The sequence below is a fragment of the Rhodococcus sp. NPDC057014 genome (assembly GCF_042673295.1).
GTDB lineage: Bacteria > Actinomycetota > Actinomycetes > Mycobacteriales > Mycobacteriaceae > Rhodococcus_F.
The window spans coordinates 1-15,890 of sequence record NZ_JBHUSF010000207.1; the positions used below are offsets into that span (position 1 = coordinate 1).

The window sequence follows — 15,890 nt, forward strand, 5'->3', positions numbered from 1 at the left end:
CCTTACTGCTCCTTCTTGTCCTTCCCGAGGCGGGCGGCGAGCATGGCCTTGCCCAGATCGCCGCCCTTCCGGCTCACGGCCTGGGCGCGGCGGAAGAAGTCGGCCAACTCTGCGTCGCCGTCCATGTCGGCGTCGGAGATGTAGCCCTCGAGACGCAGCGCGTTGCTCAGTGACGCTTCGACGAACCAGATCAGGTTGTAGTCCTTGTCGCGTAGACCCGTCACCGAACCAACTTCTTGTTCGCTCATCAGTGCGTCCTTCCCGAGAAACGGCCGACTGTCTTGTGGTTCCTGCCTACCCGTGTGGTTGCATCGTAGAACGTGAGGCGCGCCGGGCTCAGGCGAATGCCCAGTTCATCAGGACGACGTACAGTCCGGTCCCGACGACGATCGAGAGCACCGCGTTCTTGCGCCACAGTTGGACCGCGGCCGTGACCCCCACCGCGATCAATTCGGGGATCCCGTGCGACGGCGCGGTGACGGATACGTTCTTCAGCGAGTACGCCACCAGGATCAGCATGATCCCGGCGGGCATGTAGACACCCAGGTAGCCGACGAGCGCGGACGACCGCAACGGCATGACGATCGCGAACGGGACCGCCCGCAGGGCGAACGTGACCACCGCCATGATCGCGACGGCCGTGAGGATGTAACCGGTGTCAGGCATCGGCAGGCACCTTTCTCCGGGTGACGACGTACCGGACGACGAGCAGGCTCACGAATGCGCCCATCGCGATCGGCAGCATGTGTTCGGCGTCGACGAGTCGCGCCGTCAGGGCGCACGCCACGGCGATCGTGGGAACCGCGAAACCGCTCTGGGCCCGGATCGCCTCGATGGACAGCACGACGAACAGTGCGGTCAGCGCGAAGTCGAGTCCGACGATGTTCTCCGGGATCCACTGCGCTGCAGTCGCTCCGAGAATCGCCCCGCCGATCCAGTACGCGTGGAGATACAGCTGCGAGTACACCATGACCCGACCGGTCATCGACCTCCGGTCGCCGGTGACCGACATGGCGTACGCCTCGTCGGTCAGCGCGAACATGCTGTAGAACCGGGCGAGCCGGCCCTTGACCCTGTCGAGGGGAAAGCTCAAGGCGTAGAACACGTGCCGGAAGTTCACCAGCAGCGCGGTCAGCGCGATGTAGGGGAGCGGCGTCAGGGTGGCGACCATGCCGACCGCGATGAATTCGAGGGAACCGGCGTAGATCAGCGAGGTGAAGACCAGCGCCCACCAGGGGTTGAGTCCCTGCTGGACCACGAGCACCCCGAGGGCGATCCCCAGCGGAACCAACCCGATCCCGACGGGGAGGGACGCCTGCAGGGCCCGACGCCATTCCGGGGTGTGCCGGTGGTCGGGGTCGACGACTGCGGTCGTGGAAAAGGGGGCTGGATCGATCACCACGCAAATCTATAGCAACTATCCCGGTGCGCGATTGCGAGCGAATGCCCATAATCGGCCTCGTGCGCAATAATAGTGCGATGGATGACATCGATCACGCAATTCTCGACCACCTGCGCAACGACTCCAGTCTGACCAACACCGAATTGGCGGATCTCGTGGGTCTGACTCCCTCCCCGTGCCTGCGCAGGGTCAAGAAACTCGAGGCGGACGGCGTCATCACCGGCTATCGCGCAATCGTCAGCCAGGAGGCGCTGGATCGGGGCTTCCAGGTGATCGTCACCGCCGAGATCGGCGTGAACGACCAGGCGACCATCGAGCAGTTCGAGTCCCGGGTCGCCGCCTTCGACGAGGTGATCGAATGCCGGCGGCTGTTCGGGATCCCCGACTATTTCATCCGGGTCGCGGTCCGCGACCTCGCGACGTACGAGAACTTCATGGCCACGAAGCTCAGCGGACTCCCGGCGGTGTCGCGGGTGACGTCGCTGATCACGATGAAGACCATCAAGAGCGCCGACTGACCGGCCGCGAATCGGGTGTGTCCCGCGTCTGGTCCCCTATCCTGGCGATATGCCCGACGACCTGCTGATCGCGCGGAATCCGGAAGTGGGTTCGACGCTTCCCTATCTGGTGCGGGTTCCGCTGGGACCGGGCGGCATCGTCGTCAAGGCGAAGCAGCCCTGGCCCCGCGAATCCAAGGTCTACTGCCACCGGGCCGACGAGTGGCCCGCCGACGCCGAGATCCTGGAACGGCTCGAGGTCCGTTCGTGCACCCGGCGAGGCCCCGCGATCGACCTGGTGCTCACCCGTGCGCGGGAGAACCGCTCCCAGCTGGTGATGACCCGAGCGCGGGGCAGGGAGATGATCTTCTGGCAGTCGCCGCGCACCGCGAAGCAGGCGCGGCCCGCGGTCACGGTGCCGACGGCGCGGGCCCACGGCCGCGTCCTCGACATCGTCGTCGACACCGCCGAAAAGTATCCGTACACGTTCGGGAAGCAGCAGGCGACCACGGTTCGCCGACGGCTGTCCGCGGGTGACTACGCGGTCGAGGTCGGCGACGAGATCGTGGCGGTGGTGGAACGCAAGACGCTGGAGGATCTTGCGGCGAGCCTGCTGTCCGGGCGGATGACATACGCGGCGGCCGAGTTGAGCGCACTGCCTCGGGCCGCCGTGGTGGTCGAGGACCGGTACAGCCGGCTGTTCAAGCTCGAACACGTCAGCGGTGCCAGGGTCGCCGAGGCGCTGGCCGAATTGCAGGCCCGGTTTCCGGCGCTGCCGGTGACGTTCTGCGAGACGCGGCAACTGGGCCAGGAGTGGACCTATCGCTGGCTGGGCGCCTGCCTGCACGAGTGGGAATCGGCTCGGGCGACCAGCGATCTCGAAACGACGTTCGCGACGGCGCCCTCCGTGGCGCCCGCGAAAGTCGACGTGCAGCGCCCCGCGGTCGTCCGCGACTGGGCTCGGGCTCAGGGGATCGAGGTGTCGGAGAAGGGGCGCATCCCGGCGGCGGTGATGCGCGCGTTCTCGGCGGCTCATCCGCAGTGAGAGCGTGACCCTGCGCACCCACCGTCCGAAAAGGTAAAGAGTCCTTTACTATGGGTGGCTCGTACTCCGATTACAGAGAGAGCCATGACCAGCGCTTCGCGCCCCCGAAAACCCAGCCCGCCCCAGAGTGATCACCGCAGTCCCGGACGCAGGACGCGGGTGACACCGTGGTGACCGTCCTGAGCATCGGCTTCGGCGTCGTCGTCGTATTACTGATCACCGCCCTGACCGGCTATTTCGTCGCGCAGGAATTCGCGTACATGTCGGTCGACCGCTCGCGGCTCAAGGCCAGGGCGGAGGCGGGAGACACGGGCGCCGCACGCGCACTGGCCGTCACGCGCCGCACCTCGTTCATGCTTTCCGGCGCCCAGTTGGGCATCACGGTCACCGGTCTGCTCGTCGGTTACGTCGCCGAACCCCTGATCGGGCGCGGTCTCGGCGAACTCCTCGGCGGCGTCGGCATCCCGACCGCGGTCGGGGTCGGTGTCGGTGCCGTCCTCGCCGTCGTGTTCTCCACCTTCGTCCAGATGCTGTTCGGTGAACTGTTCCCGAAGAACCTGGCGATCGCCCGTCCCGAGCCGGTGGCGCGATGGCTCGCGTTGTCGACCACCGTCTACCTGAAACTTTTCGGCTGGTTGATCTGGTTGTTCGACCAGTCGTCGAACCTGCTGCTGCGCGCGCTGCGGATCGAGCCGGTCCACGACGTCGAGCACTCGGCGACCGCGCGGGACCTCGAGCACATCGTCGCCGAGTCCCGCGACGCCGGTGAGCTGCCGCGGGAATTGTCGACCCTGCTCGACCGGATCCTGGACTTCCCCACCCGCACCGCCGGGCACGCCATGATTCCCCGCGCCCACGTCGACACCGTCCGGGCCGACGAACCCCTGAGCAGCGTGCTCGGGAAGATGGGCGCCGGACACACCCGCTACCCCGTCGTCGGGACCTCCTCCGACGACCTGCGCGGCGTCATCCACCTCCACGACCTCCTCGGCGACCAGGCCGACGGTCCGGCCGCGTCCCGGGCCCGCGCGGCCGTCGTCGTGCCGACGTCGCTGCCGCTGCCCGACGTGCTGGAACAGCTGACGGCCGCCCGGGACGAGATGGCCCTCGTCGTCGACGAGTACGGCGGATTCGCCGGTGTCATCACGATCGAGGACCTCGCGGAGGAACTCGTCGGTGAGATCGCCGACGAACACGATCCCGACGGCGACGCCTCGGTGACGGGCTCGGAGTCCGAGGGCTGGACGATGCCCGGCGACCTGCACATCGACGAGGTGGAGCGCATCCTCGGACACGACCTGCCGTCCGGTGACTTCGAGACGCTCGCCGGCGCCGTCATCGCGGAGTTCGGTGGTCTCCCCGTCGTCGGGGATGTCGTCGCGATCCGATTGAACCCGGATCCGGCCGACCTGATCGCCGACGCCGACCCACCCGTCCGCAGCCTCGACGCCGAGGTGCGGGCGGTCGACAAGCACGTTCCGTCCTCGCTGTTCGTGAGGCTCCGCATCGTGGAGAGTGACTCGACCGATGAGTAATCCCTGGGTCGTCTTGGTGGTCACCGTCGGGTTGATCGCGGCCAGCGCGTTCTTCGTGGCGATCGAGTTCGCGCTGATCGCCGCCCGACGCCACCGGCTCGAGGACGCCGCCCCCACCAGTCGGGCGGCACGGGCCGCTCTGCGCAGCGCATCCGAACTGTCGGTGTTGCTGGCCGGATCGCAGCTGGGCATCACCGTGTGCACCCTCGCGCTCGGTGCCGTCACGAAGCCGGCCGTGCATTACTGGCTGACCCCGGCGTTCGCGGGGTGGGGTGCCCCGCTGTGGCTGGCGGACGTCCTCGGATTCGTCCTCGCCCTGATCATCGTTACGTTCCTGCACCTCGTCGTCGGCGAGATGGCACCGAAGTCGTGGGCGATCGCGCACCCGGAGAAGTCGGCGACCCTGCTGGCGATCCCGATGCGCGGGTTCATGTGGGCCACCCGCCCGCTGCTGCTGGTGCTGAACCGGATGGCGAACCGGTGCCTGCGGCTGTTCGGCGTGGAGCCGGTCGACCAGGTCGGGGCGGGTCAGGATCCCGACGCGCTGCGTCACCTCGTCGAGCACTCCGCGACCGTCGGCACGCTCGACGAGCGGTACCACGGCCAGCTGACCAGCGCCCTGGAACTGCAATCGCTCGCCGTGCGGGACATGGTGCGGCCGAACACCTCCCCGAGCAGCGTCGCGCCGGACGCCACCGCGGCGGCGATCAAGGCGGCCGCCGACCGAAGCGGTCACCTCCGGCTGCTCGTGCGTGACGACGACGGGATCAGGGGCGTGGTGCATGCGCGGGACAGCCTGCAGGCAGGCGCCGCGATGACGGCCGCCGACCTGATGCGTCCCGTGCTGACCCTCGACGCGGACGCCGCCGTGTACGAGGCATTGCACACGATGCGCGAGACCCGCAGCCATCTCGCGATCGTCACCGACGCCGGGCAACTGATCGGCGTCGTCACGCTGACGGATGTCCTCGCGCGTCTGCGTCCGGCCGCAGGGGCGCCCGCCTGACCCGTTTCGCATACCGCGGCCGATGCTGGGATCGCGGGGGCGGTGCCTCGAGGAATTCCCGCCGACTCACATCAGGGGTCCGCGGGGGAGCCAGATGGTGGGGGGCCCGGTCTGCTCTTCGAGGACATCGTTTCGGCTCAGTCGGGTGAGGTGAGCACCTGCCTCTCCTGTGGCCGACAGCTGCGCGGCCACGGGGAGGGAGCTCCAGTCGCGTCTGCGTGGCAGACCAGCTGCCACCTCCCAGACCGTCGCTCCCTCACTCGGTATCGCGCGAGCAATGTGATCTGCCCGCGACCTATGGTGCGACGCGACTGTGTCGATTCGCGTTGCGAGTCCGGTGAACGGCGAATGGTGCCCCGGCAGAACCCATTCGACGTTCAAGTCGCGAAGACGCTGCAGCGAGTTCAGGTACTCGGACATGGGGTTTTCGGAGGAGCCGGGACGCAAGGTCGGGCTGTAGGTCGATCTCGAGAACAGCGTATCTCCGCTGAACAGCGACCGGGTCGAGGCCTCGTAGAAGCTGACGCTGCCGGGCGTGTGGCCAGGGGTATGTATGACGGTCAGGTGGAACGGGCCGTGGCGAATGACCGATCCTTCACGCAGGCTGATGTCGGGGACGCCTGGCCAGAAGAGCGCTGCCTGCTCCGACACTTGTTGCTGCGCTCGGTGCCAGAGCGATTCGGGCACGCCTGCCCACGCCAGCCACGCCGCGGTTTCGTCATGGTGAGGCTGCGGCAGATGGAAACGGTCCTCGAGTTGCACTGCATCCGCCGGATGTAATCCCACCGACACTCCCCAACTCTGCATCCACCCCGCGAGACCGGCGTGATCAGCATGCAAGTGTGTCAGGAGAAGTGTGTCGATGTCATCGAGACGATAGCCCAGATGAACGACGAACTGTTCGAGGTGTGCGCGAGCCTCCGGCGTGGACCAGCCGCAGTCGATGATCAGTAGGCGTCCACCTGCTTCGAGCAGGTAGACGTTGACATGATCGATGCTGTGCCCGGCGAGGGGGAGTTCAAGGCGGTGCAGACCGGGCTTCATCGACATGCTCGGCGGTTATTCGAGTGGGTGCTACTCAGGCAAGAGAACCCAGCAGCCTCCTGGCGAACGACTGTGATCACGTGTGTCTCTCTACTCGGTGGCGCGGACGCCTGGCTCGATCGGCGTGAAACCCAACGTTAGTGGGCTGGTTCGGTCAAAGCAGTCCCTGTCGACCTCGCGTATCCGCTGTTCATTGCCGGGTCGTGGCCGGGGATCATTTCGATCCTTCCTCTAGTTCAGGACGAGTAGCCGCTCTTCGGTCATGTCGCGGATCGCGTACTTCGGTCCCTCCCGGCCGATCCCGCTGTCCTTCACGCCCCCGTACGGCATCTGATCCGCCCGCCACCTCGACGTGCCGTTCACGATGACACCGCCGGTGCGGATGGTCCTGAACGCGGTCATCGCCAGGTCGAGTGAGTTGGTGAAGATCCCGCACTGCAGGCCGTACGGACTCCGGCTTATCTCGCTGAAGATGGGCTCGACGTCGTCGTAGGTCTGAACCGTCATCGCGGGCCCGAAGATTTCGTCGGACACGATGTCCATGGAGGAGTTGACATCGGTCAGGACGGTGGCATCCAACTGCGCTCCGCTGCGGTGGCCGCCGCACAGGAGGGTTGCTCCGTCGCGCACGGCTCGATCGATCATCCCCATGACACGTTCCGCGGCGCCGTCATCGATCAGGGTGCCGACCTCGGTCGATGACTCGAGCGGGTCGCCGAAGCGAATCGCCTCGATCTCGTTCACGAGACGATCGAGGAAGGCGTCATACGCCGGTCTCTTCACGTAGACGTTCTGGACGGACACGCAGCTCTGGCCGGCGATCATCATCGCGTTGCGGGCGCACGCTTTGGCTGCGGTTTCGAGGTCCGCGTCGTCACTGACGAAGGTCGGGCCCACTCCACCGAGTTCCAGTGCGACGGGCTTCATTCCGACGCTGTTGCGGATCGCCTTGCCGACCGGTATCGAGCCTGTGAAGCTGACGAAGTCGACCCGCGGATCGCTGACCAGGCCCGGCGCCACATCGTCGCCGTACAGGACGTTGACGGCCCCGTCCGGTACATCGGCCTCCAGCACAGCCGCGACGAACGCGTGCACGGACAAGGGAGCCTTGGGGGACGGTTTCAACACGATGCTGTTGCCGGCAGCCAACGCGGGCCCCAGCTTGTGGGCCGTGAGGTGTACGGGGCCGTTGAACGGGGTGATGGCAGCTACGACGCCCACGGGGAACCGCAGCACCATCCCGACCTTGCCGGCGCCGACGGGGGACGCGTCCATGGGGACGTGTTCTCCCTCGATCCGAACTGCTTCCTCGGCGGAAAGCCGGATGGTGTCTGCGGCTCGCAGCGGTTCGAGGACGGCGTCCGAGATGGCCTTGCCGGACTCGCGCGCGAGGATCTCGCCGATGTGCTGGGCCCGCGCGGTCACGCTGTCCGCGATGCGGTGCAACAGCCTGGCCCGTTCATAACCAGGCATCCGAGCCATCACCGCACTGGCGCGCCGCGCCGCATCGAGGGCATCCCCGAGGTCCCGTTCGCTCGAGATCGCCATCGTGCCTACGACGTCTCGCCGGTAGGGGTCGCGTACGTCATGCAGGGATTCCCCCGAGCGCCACACACCCCCGATCAACGTTTTGGCGTCCACCGCTCGCCGTATCCGGCTGGATGTTCCCACCGCGTGCTCCTTTTCGCTTGTCTCGTCTCGTGTCTCGTCATCGATCACTGTGGGAATACCAGCGTCTCGTCGTGGTACAGCAGCACCGACTTCACCGGCACCGTGACAGCGACCGCATCGCCCGGCCGCAGGTCCTGGTCGTGGGCATGTTGGGCGAACCACTGAGCGCCACCCAGATCGACGATGTACTGGCGGCGGCCGCCCTCGCCCAGCACGATCTGGGCGAGGGTGCCCTCCATCACGATGTTCTCGTCCTGCGAATGTCTTGCCGTGCCGGAGCCGAGCCGGAAGATGTCGGTGTCTCGGCTACGCACGAACAGCTCGAGCTTCTCGTTCTTGCTTCGCCCGCGTGCCAGCTCGGCACTACCGTGGATCACACCCATCTCGCTGTGCAGCACGCCGTCGCCCACCTCGACCGACGCCTGGTTGCGCACTCCGAGGAAGTGAGCGGCGTACGGAGAGACCGGCCGGGCGTAGACCTCCTCGGGCGGGCCCATCTGCTCGATGCTGCCGGCGCGCATCAGGACGACCCGATCGCCCATCTCGAGCGCTTCTTCCTGGTCGTGGGTGATGTGGAGGGCGGTGTAACCCAGCGCACGATGCAGTCTCATCAGCTCGGTGCGGAGTGAAACCCTCAGGAGGGCATCGAGGTTGCTCAACGGTTCGTCCAGCAGCAGGATCGCAGGCTCGTAGACCAGCGCTCGCGCGAGTGCGATGCGCTGCTGCTGACCACCGCTGAGCTCTGCAGGGAGTCGCTTCGCCAGCGCTTCGCACTCGAGAGCCTCCAGCACCTCCGAGACTCGCTTGTCCCAGGTGCTCTTCGGTAGCTTCCGCATGCGCAGCGGGTAGGCGACGTTTTTCTCCACCGTCATGTGCGGCCACAGCGCGTAGTTCTGGAAGACCATGCCGACCTGGCGCGCGTTGGGCTTCACGTTGATCCGCCGCTGTGCGTCGTAGACCGGCTGACCCTGCAGGCTGATCGAACCCTGGGTCGGCGTTTCGAGTCCGGCGACACAGCGCAGCAGCGTGGACTTCCCGCAACCGCTCGGGCCGAGGATCACGACGTACTCACCCGACCGGATACCGAGATCGACATCCTTGACCGCGTGCACGGTCCTGCCCTTGGCGGTGAAGGTCTTGGTAATCCCGGACAGCGTGGCGCTGTCTGTCCTCGTCGCAGGATCCTCCCGCGTCATCGTGGTCGTTGTGGGCTCTGTCATGAGTTCCATGTCTTGCTCCCTTACATGTTCTGTAGTGCGGATCGGCCACCGACCCACACGGTGAGGGCGAGAAGAATTCCGGTGACGCCCGACATCACGAGGGCCATGACGGCAACCTGTGGGTAGACGCCGCCTTCCCAGAACTCGTAGATGGCGGTGCCCATGACGTGGTTACCGGGAGAACGCAGCATGACCGAGACCGCGAAGTCATGTGACAGAAGCACGAGCATGACGGCCAGGCTTGCTGCCATTCCACGTTTCGTCAGCGGAAGTGCGACATCCACGATGGTTCGTAATTGGCTTGCGCCGCAGACCTTCGCGGCCTCGAACAACGACGAGTGCACCCCGACAAGACTTGCGTGCTGGGATCGCAAGGAGAACGGCAGGACGATGAAGATGTATCCGACGACGAAAAGTGCCAGTGTGCCGTAGAGGTTGAACGGCGGCCGAAGGAAGACGTAGAGCACCGCCAGGCCCAGCATGGCGCGAGGAACTGCCAGCGGTCCGACGAAGACGAAGTCGAGGATGTACTGGATCGGGCGCGGCGCCTTCACGACACCGCTCATCACGAGGGCTCCAATGAATCCGAGGGGCAGCACGACCAGAGCCGCGATGATGGACACCGTGATGCTGTTCCACACGGCGCCGGTCACAATGGGATTGGCCAGCGTGGTCTCCACATGCTTTGTCGTGAACGACATGTCGGTGAGGTCGCCGTTCCAGAAGGGCGAGAAGGCGACGAGCGTGATGGCAAGAAGTGGAACGATGCACGTGACAAATGTGTAGAAGACAACAGCCGCGAGCGCCCAGCGCGAGGTCTGCGTCGAGACGCTTCCGCCGACCCCCTGTGTCACATAACGTCGCTGGTCGCCGATCACGGCTCGCTGAAGCAGGATCGATCCGATTCCGAGGACGAGCAGCGGCAGTCCCAATGCCGCGGTGGCAGCATAGTCGATCGGGAACTTCTCGCGGATATGGAAGATCTCCGTGGTGAGGACGTCGATGCCGTCGGCCGAGCCGAGCAGCAGCGGGGCAGTGAACTGTCCCAGACCGAGCAGGAATGCCACGACGAGTGCTGCCACGAGTGAGGGCCGCAGCAGCGGGAGCGTAATGGTGGTGAAGCTGCGAAATGCGGAGGCACCCGAAAGCTTGGCGGCGGCGACGAGACTGCCGCTGATCTCGTGCAACCTGGCAAAGACGAAGGCGAAGACGATTCCGGCCAGTTCGGTGCCGGTGATGAGGATGATTGCAGGCATCGAGTAGACGTCGACCGGGCCTTCACTCATCCCTTCGAAGAACGGAAGGCTCCGCAGGAGCGTGTTCCCGTAACCCACTGTCGGGGCGAAGATGAAGATCCATCCGACGATGGTTGCCACCGGAGGAATGACCAGACCGAGCTGCGGCAGAAATGCGGCGAACCCTCTCCACCGGACGGGGACTCGCATGACGAGAACTGCAAGGGCCACTGCGAGAACCCCCGCGACGACCGTCGCTCCCGCGGCCAGCGCAACGGTATTGAAAAGGATTGTGGCGAGATTGGGGACATCCGTCAGATTGCGGACGGCGGCGGCACCGTCGCCGAACGCCCGTGAGTAGAACAGCACGATCGGCGCGAGGACGAAGAGAGCGAGGCCGATGGCGAAGACGTACCAGGCAGCCTTACCGCCGTACCTGTCGAGCAGTCCCGGGAGCGAACCTCGGGTGAGATCTTCCTCGGGCGTGGAGGTGGTGGTGGGTTTAGTATCGGTGGGCTTGGTGGTTGTGGTTGTCACGGGTTACCCCTTCGGGCGGATCATCAGATTCTTGGCGGGGCGCGCCGCCGAGTCGGGCGCGCCCCGGTGAGCTCATCCGTACAGCGGCGTCCATTCGGACGTGATGAAGTCTTCGTGGTCCTGCTGGGTCCAGCCGCTGCCCTCGGGTGTCGGAATCTGGCCCCACGGGATCGAGCCCGTCGTTGCCACGGGGGTCGAGGCCGGTGCGTGGTGTGCCACGAATTGTGCGGCGCCCGCCTCACTCATCAGCCAGTTGGTGAACAACTGTGCGGCATTGGGGTGGGGTGCGTTGGACAGTGCGGCAGCGTGGTACGGCACACCGGAGGTCGCCTCGTCGGGAACGATGTAGTCGACCGGGGCCCCTTCTTCCTTGAGCCCGAGCACCGTCGACGGAGCCAACCCGATGCCGTAGTCGATCTCGCCGGCAGCCAGACCCTGGGCGAGCGGCACGTTGCTGTTGTAGACGGTGATATCGAGGTCGGAGAGGCGCTTCATGAAGTCGTCGCCGTACGCGTCCTGCCAGAGGGAGTACAGAAAGGATTGAGCGGTAGAGATCTCGGCATCGATGATGCCGATCTTCGAGTGCGCGGCCGCATCGAGAAACTCGTTCATGTTCTTCACCGGACGGCCCGACTTGGTGTTGTATCCGACGATGTACGCGTTGCTGAAGACGAAGGGATAGCTCTTGCCGTCGAGGTGGTCTTCCCAGCCTGCAGCCGCCTGCTCGGGGCCGACCTTCAGAGCTGCAAACCGATTCTCTTCATTGCTCGCCTCGAACCAGCCTGTCTGCGAGTGCATGGTGACGTCCGCACCCTGCGCGTTGACGGCAGCCTCCTGGTCGAGACGGGTGATCAAGTCGCTGGTGGGCGCCCGCTCGACGGTGACGGAGATTCCGGGGTACGCCTCTTCGAATTTGGCGAAGCTGGCCTCGACGCCGCTCAGGGACGAGTACACCACCACTTGGCCCTCGTTCTTCGCCGCGTCGACGAGAGTGTTCCAGTCGGTGTCGTTCACCATCACCGGCGGGCCCGCTTCGGTGACTTGACCTGCCCCAGCGCCCCCGCATGCTGTGAGCGCGAGGGACAGCGCAACCGTGGCGGCTGTCAGTATTGAACGGTGAGCGTTGCGCCTACCCCGCGGCAGGGTCTGGGTCGATCTCATGGCCTGGTCCTCCATTAGAAGTTTCCGGTTGTTCTGGACTGTCTGAGCGGTGCGGTCAGAAGACGAACGCGGCCTTGCCGGCGCTCTGCTTGTCGAATTCCTCGTAGGCCTGGGTTGCCTCGTCCAGGGACCAGTGATGGCTGAACAAGTCGTCCACAGGCAGGTTCCGGCGCGCGACGAAGTCGGCACAGGCCATCTGCTGGACGCTCGACATCGACCACGACGTCATCGCGGTGACTTGTCGAGAGAGGAACGTGCGGACGTCCAAGGTGACCGTCCCCCCGAGGCCCACGGCACACAGCCGTCCCCATCCCGCCAGTGCGTCCAGCGCGGCAGTCGCGGCGACCGTCGCACCCGAGGTCTCTACGGCTGCGGCGGCTCCGGCACCCGCGGTGAGTTCGCGAATTGCCTCGACGGGATCGACCGAGTCCGGGTTCACCGTTTCTGCGGCACCGAATTTCGAACCCTGTTCCAACCGAGAGGCAGAAGGGTCGACGGCGATGACTCTGGCGCCGCGTGCCGTCGCCAGCATGGTGGTCGACAGGCCGACCGGGCCTTGGCCGAAGACCACGAGGTCCAGCCCGCCCACCTCACCCAGGCGCTCCAGAGCACCCCAGCCGGTGCCGGTGCCGCATCCGATGGCGGCGCCGGCGCAGAACGACAGCTCATCGGGCAGCGGAAGCACGCACGCCGCGGGGACCGTCATGTACGGCGCATGTGCACCGTGGGCGTTCTTGCCGTAGACCGTGGCGGGCGCCGACGTGCACATCTGGGTCCAGCCCGACCGACAGTTCATACACGTCCCGCATCCGGAGTAGTGGTGCACCATGACTCGCTGCCCCACGGACAGTCGGGCGCCACTGACTCCCGGTCCGAGCGACTCCACGACACCGGCCGGCTCATGCCCACCGATGCACCGGCTCTCGGCAGGAGTGCCGTCGTTTTCCGCTCGGTAGTAGTGCAGGTCGCTGCCGCACATCCCGGATGCCATGACACGCACGACCACCTCGCCGGGACGTGGCGACGGGTCGGGAAACTCCGCGAGGGAAACCGTTCGGTCTCCTTCGAAAACCAAGCCTTGCATTGCGTAACTCCTTAGTTGTGCGCGCCGCGCTGCGCGTGCTGTTCGTCACTGCGCGAGGTCGCTCAGGAATCGTGTGCAGCGTCATCCGCCGGGCACCGGCGGCTGCCCCGTCAATCGGGTGGAGCCGAACCCACCTCAGAGGATGTTTGTGGTTTGCGTCACTGAGAACATGCATATATTGCATCTGTTCGACCGGTTTGTAAACCCCACCGCGAGAGCGGCCGGGAAGAGCGCTGCGCGTGGCGGCCGGGAGGGGGTGGACCTCGCCTGTGATCGGAATATCGACTCTCGGAATGAGATACGGGATTCTCGCGTACGCTGCCGCGCCCCCTTGTCGCCCCCCGCGAAGGCGTGTCAAGCGCCGCTCGAGACCTTGACCCTTCACCCTAAACTGGCTACTATGGCAATGTTCGACACGTTATCCTGGGACCGTCGGGAGCGAACACGCATAGGACGCAATCCGCGAGTGGGGAGTCGGCAAGGTATCTCTTGTTCGTACCGACGGGCGGGTGCGTCGGGCCCGATCGAGTGTGGCTGCCACAAGGCGGACCGACAGGAATTTGAAGGGAGCGCCGCGATGTCTCAGGACATGCCCACCACGCCAGGAGGTCAGGGCCGTCCCGCCACGACCGAGCCTGTCAACTATTACAGCAATGACCTCGGCGCGATGACTTTGCCCGCCCCCCAGCGCGTGACCCGCAGGCCGCAGAAGTCTTCATTTCTGCTCGCGGAGACGATTCTCTCCGACATCATCGGAGACCGCCTGGTGCCGGGCGACCCTTTGCCTCCCGAGCGGGAGATGGTCGAGAAGTACGGGATGGGGCGGACGACTGTACGTGAGGCACTCCGCTTGCTCGAGTATCAAGGGGCCATTCAGATCAGGCAGGGCCTCAATGGTGGCCCCTATGTGCAGGCTCCCGATTCCGGGCATTTCGCCAAGACGATCTCATTCATGATGCGAATGGAGAGGACTCCATTCGAGGCGATCGTCGAGGTCCGTTCCGCAATCGAGCCGATGATCTGCCAACTGGCCGCGGAACGGATCAGTCCGGAGGCTCTGCAAGAGCTCGAACGGACGATCACCGAGATGCGCCGGATCGTCGATGACCGCGACCAAGTAAACGCCTTCAACGACTTGAACACCCGCTTCCACAGTGTGATCGCATGGTCTTCGGGAAACCCCTTGTTCAACCACCTCGCCAATTCGTTACACGGGATCATGGATGGCGCCGTGGTGGGAGTGAGCTACTCCGCTCGCCGGTACATGGGAGTGATCGCAGATCACCAACTCATCTACGACGCATTGAGTGAACGCGATGCGGAGGCGGCGCACGAGAAGATGGCGATGCATTTGGCGGAATGGGAAGAGTACTCGCGTCGGAACTTTGCCGATGCGTTGAAGCGCCCCATCCCCTGATTTCCCGAGAAGGTTCCGTGATGCGCGCAAGGTGAACGGAACGGTTCCCTGGTTGCGTCGATGCGGTGTTTCGTCGTGCCCGAATTGCCCGAGCAGGAGGTTACTGTCCATGATCAGAAATTCGAACTTGCGTACACCCTTCGTATCAGGATTGCTGGCAGGATCGGCCGCGATAGTCACGGGCGGTGGTAGTGGAATCGGACGGCAAATCGCTCTGGGACTCGCGGAAAGCGGAGCACGTGTTGTGGTGAGCGGGCGCCGCCAGGATCTACTCGACGACGTGTGTGACCACATTCGGGGCACCGGAGGAGAGGCGATCGCGTCCACCTGTGATGTAAGGGATCCCGAGGCAGTGGCCGCACTCGTCGCTTCTGCGGAGGAGGCCGTCGGCCCCATTGATCTGCTTGTCAACAACGCAGGCGCAACGTTCACCTGCCCGTCGGAGGAATTGACCCCGAACGGGTTCCGCGCTGTGGTGGAGACCGACGCTTTCGGGACCTTCTACGCGTGCCAGGAGTTCGGCCGCCGCGTCATCGCGAGAGGGACGGGCGGCGCGATCTTGAACATCACCAGTACGTCCCCGTTCACCGGCAATCCAGGACGAATCCACGGCGGGGTAGGAAAGGCCGGCGTCGAAAGCCTCACTAAAAGTCTCGCCGTGGAGTGGGGGCCACACGACATTCGGGTCAACGCTTTGGCGCCGGGATACACACCTACCGCAGGGGTGGACCGGGCGACAGGAGTCTCCACCGGCGCGGTCGACGACAACCTTCAGCGACTCGCCGGAACGGTCCCACTCGGACGCGTCGGCACGGTCGACGAAATCGCATGGCCGGCGGTCTTCCTGCTGTCGCCCGCAGCATCCTTCATCAACGGTGCAGTCCTGGTCGTTGACGGAGGCAAATGGCTGTCCTCGGGTCGCCGCATCGGTGGCGCTCAGTCCAGCAGCGAAACAATGCCGTCCCCGAACTAGCGACGCTCGGCCACGGATCCCTTCTTTTGGGCTGCGCAGCAACGACTTCCACTGCAACGGAAC

General features: G+C 65.3%; 15 protein-coding genes. 6 read left to right on the top strand and 9 right to left on the bottom strand.

What is annotated here, in order from left to right; all coding sequences use genetic code 11:
- Nucleotides 1-2: 2 nt before the first annotated feature.
- The 3 genes from ACFTZB_RS30390 to ACFTZB_RS30400 all read right to left on the bottom strand — a co-directional run bounded on the left by ACFTZB_RS30390 (nucleotide 3) and on the right by ACFTZB_RS30400 (nucleotide 1,402).
- The gene (locus ACFTZB_RS30390; protein WP_095861655.1) at nucleotides 3-248 is read right to left on the bottom strand and encodes a hypothetical protein; all 246 of its coding nucleotides are present in this window, start codon (nucleotides 246-248) and stop codon (nucleotides 3-5) included.
- An 88-nt stretch (nucleotides 249-336) separates the two neighbouring features.
- Nucleotides 337-666 (bottom strand): branched-chain amino acid transporter permease, encoded by a 330-nt coding sequence (locus tag ACFTZB_RS30395; protein WP_378437103.1) that lies wholly within the window; start codon nucleotides 664-666, stop codon nucleotides 337-339.
- Complete coding sequence (locus ACFTZB_RS30400) at nucleotides 659-1,402, bottom strand: AzlC family ABC transporter permease (protein WP_378437106.1); 744 nt, start codon at nucleotides 1,400-1,402, stop codon at nucleotides 659-661. Before ACFTZB_RS30400 ends, ACFTZB_RS30395 begins: the two co-directional genes overlap by 8 nt.
- 77 nt (nucleotides 1,403-1,479) lie before the next feature.
- Here ACFTZB_RS30400 and ACFTZB_RS30405 point away from each other — a divergent pair, with 77 nt between their 5' ends.
- From ACFTZB_RS30405 to ACFTZB_RS30420, 4 genes are all read left to right on the top strand, one after another.
- Nucleotides 1,480-1,920 (top strand): Lrp/AsnC family transcriptional regulator, encoded by a 441-nt coding sequence (locus ACFTZB_RS30405; protein WP_005254660.1) that lies wholly within the window; start codon nucleotides 1,480-1,482, stop codon nucleotides 1,918-1,920.
- Nucleotides 1,921-1,969: 49 nt separating this feature from the next.
- Nucleotides 1,970-2,944, top strand: a complete 975-nt coding sequence (locus ACFTZB_RS30410) for a histone-like nucleoid-structuring protein Lsr2 (RefSeq protein WP_378437108.1) — start codon at nucleotides 1,970-1,972, stop codon at nucleotides 2,942-2,944.
- A 167-nt stretch (nucleotides 2,945-3,111) separates the two neighbouring features.
- The gene (locus ACFTZB_RS30415) at nucleotides 3,112-4,479 is read left to right on the top strand and encodes a hemolysin family protein (protein WP_378437110.1); all 1,368 of its coding nucleotides are present in this window, start codon (nucleotides 3,112-3,114) and stop codon (nucleotides 4,477-4,479) included.
- Nucleotides 4,472-5,485 carry a hemolysin family protein gene (locus ACFTZB_RS30420; protein ID WP_378437113.1) on the top strand — a complete coding sequence of 338 codons (1,014 nt, stop codon included), beginning with the start codon at nucleotides 4,472-4,474 and terminating at the stop codon, nucleotides 5,483-5,485. The genes ACFTZB_RS30415 and ACFTZB_RS30420 overlap by 8 nt, the downstream gene beginning before the upstream one ends.
- A 66-nt stretch (nucleotides 5,486-5,551) precedes the next feature.
- Here the strand turns inward: ACFTZB_RS30420 and ACFTZB_RS30425 are convergent, their stop codons facing one another.
- The 6 genes from ACFTZB_RS30425 to ACFTZB_RS30450 form a co-directional block, all read right to left on the bottom strand.
- Nucleotides 5,552-6,535 (bottom strand): MBL fold metallo-hydrolase, encoded by a 984-nt coding sequence (locus ACFTZB_RS30425; RefSeq protein WP_378437115.1) that lies wholly within the window; start codon nucleotides 6,533-6,535, stop codon nucleotides 5,552-5,554.
- A gap of 225 nt (nucleotides 6,536-6,760) precedes the next feature.
- A complete protein-coding gene (locus tag ACFTZB_RS30430) occupies nucleotides 6,761-8,200 on the bottom strand; it encodes an aldehyde dehydrogenase family protein (RefSeq protein ID WP_378437118.1) in 1,440 nt (479 codons plus the stop codon).
- A gap of 44 nt (nucleotides 8,201-8,244) precedes the next feature.
- The gene (locus tag ACFTZB_RS30435; protein WP_378437120.1) at nucleotides 8,245-9,429 is read right to left on the bottom strand and encodes an ABC transporter ATP-binding protein; all 1,185 of its coding nucleotides are present in this window, start codon (nucleotides 9,427-9,429) and stop codon (nucleotides 8,245-8,247) included.
- Nucleotides 9,430-9,440: 11 nt separating this feature from the next.
- A complete protein-coding gene (locus ACFTZB_RS30440; protein ID WP_378437123.1) occupies nucleotides 9,441-11,192 on the bottom strand; it encodes an ABC transporter permease in 1,752 nt (583 codons plus the stop codon).
- A 72-nt stretch (nucleotides 11,193-11,264) separates the two neighbouring features.
- The gene (locus tag ACFTZB_RS30445) at nucleotides 11,265-12,353 is read right to left on the bottom strand and encodes an ABC transporter substrate-binding protein (protein ID WP_378437125.1); all 1,089 of its coding nucleotides are present in this window, start codon (nucleotides 12,351-12,353) and stop codon (nucleotides 11,265-11,267) included.
- A 55-nt stretch (nucleotides 12,354-12,408) separates the two neighbouring features.
- On the bottom strand, nucleotides 12,409-13,437 hold the full coding sequence (locus ACFTZB_RS30450) for a zinc-binding dehydrogenase (protein ID WP_378437127.1): 1,029 nt from the start codon (nucleotides 13,435-13,437) through the stop codon (nucleotides 12,409-12,411).
- A 577-nt stretch (nucleotides 13,438-14,014) separates the two neighbouring features.
- On the opposite strand from ACFTZB_RS30450, the gene ACFTZB_RS30455 reads away from it, so the two are divergent.
- Nucleotides 14,015-14,854, top strand: coding sequence for a FadR/GntR family transcriptional regulator (locus tag ACFTZB_RS30455; RefSeq protein WP_378437129.1), 840 nt, complete (start codon nucleotides 14,015-14,017; stop codon nucleotides 14,852-14,854).
- 109 nt (nucleotides 14,855-14,963) lie between these two features.
- The gene (locus ACFTZB_RS30460; protein WP_378437131.1) at nucleotides 14,964-15,827 is read left to right on the top strand and encodes an SDR family oxidoreductase; all 864 of its coding nucleotides are present in this window, start codon (nucleotides 14,964-14,966) and stop codon (nucleotides 15,825-15,827) included.
- Nucleotides 15,828-15,890: the final 63 nt, after the last annotated feature.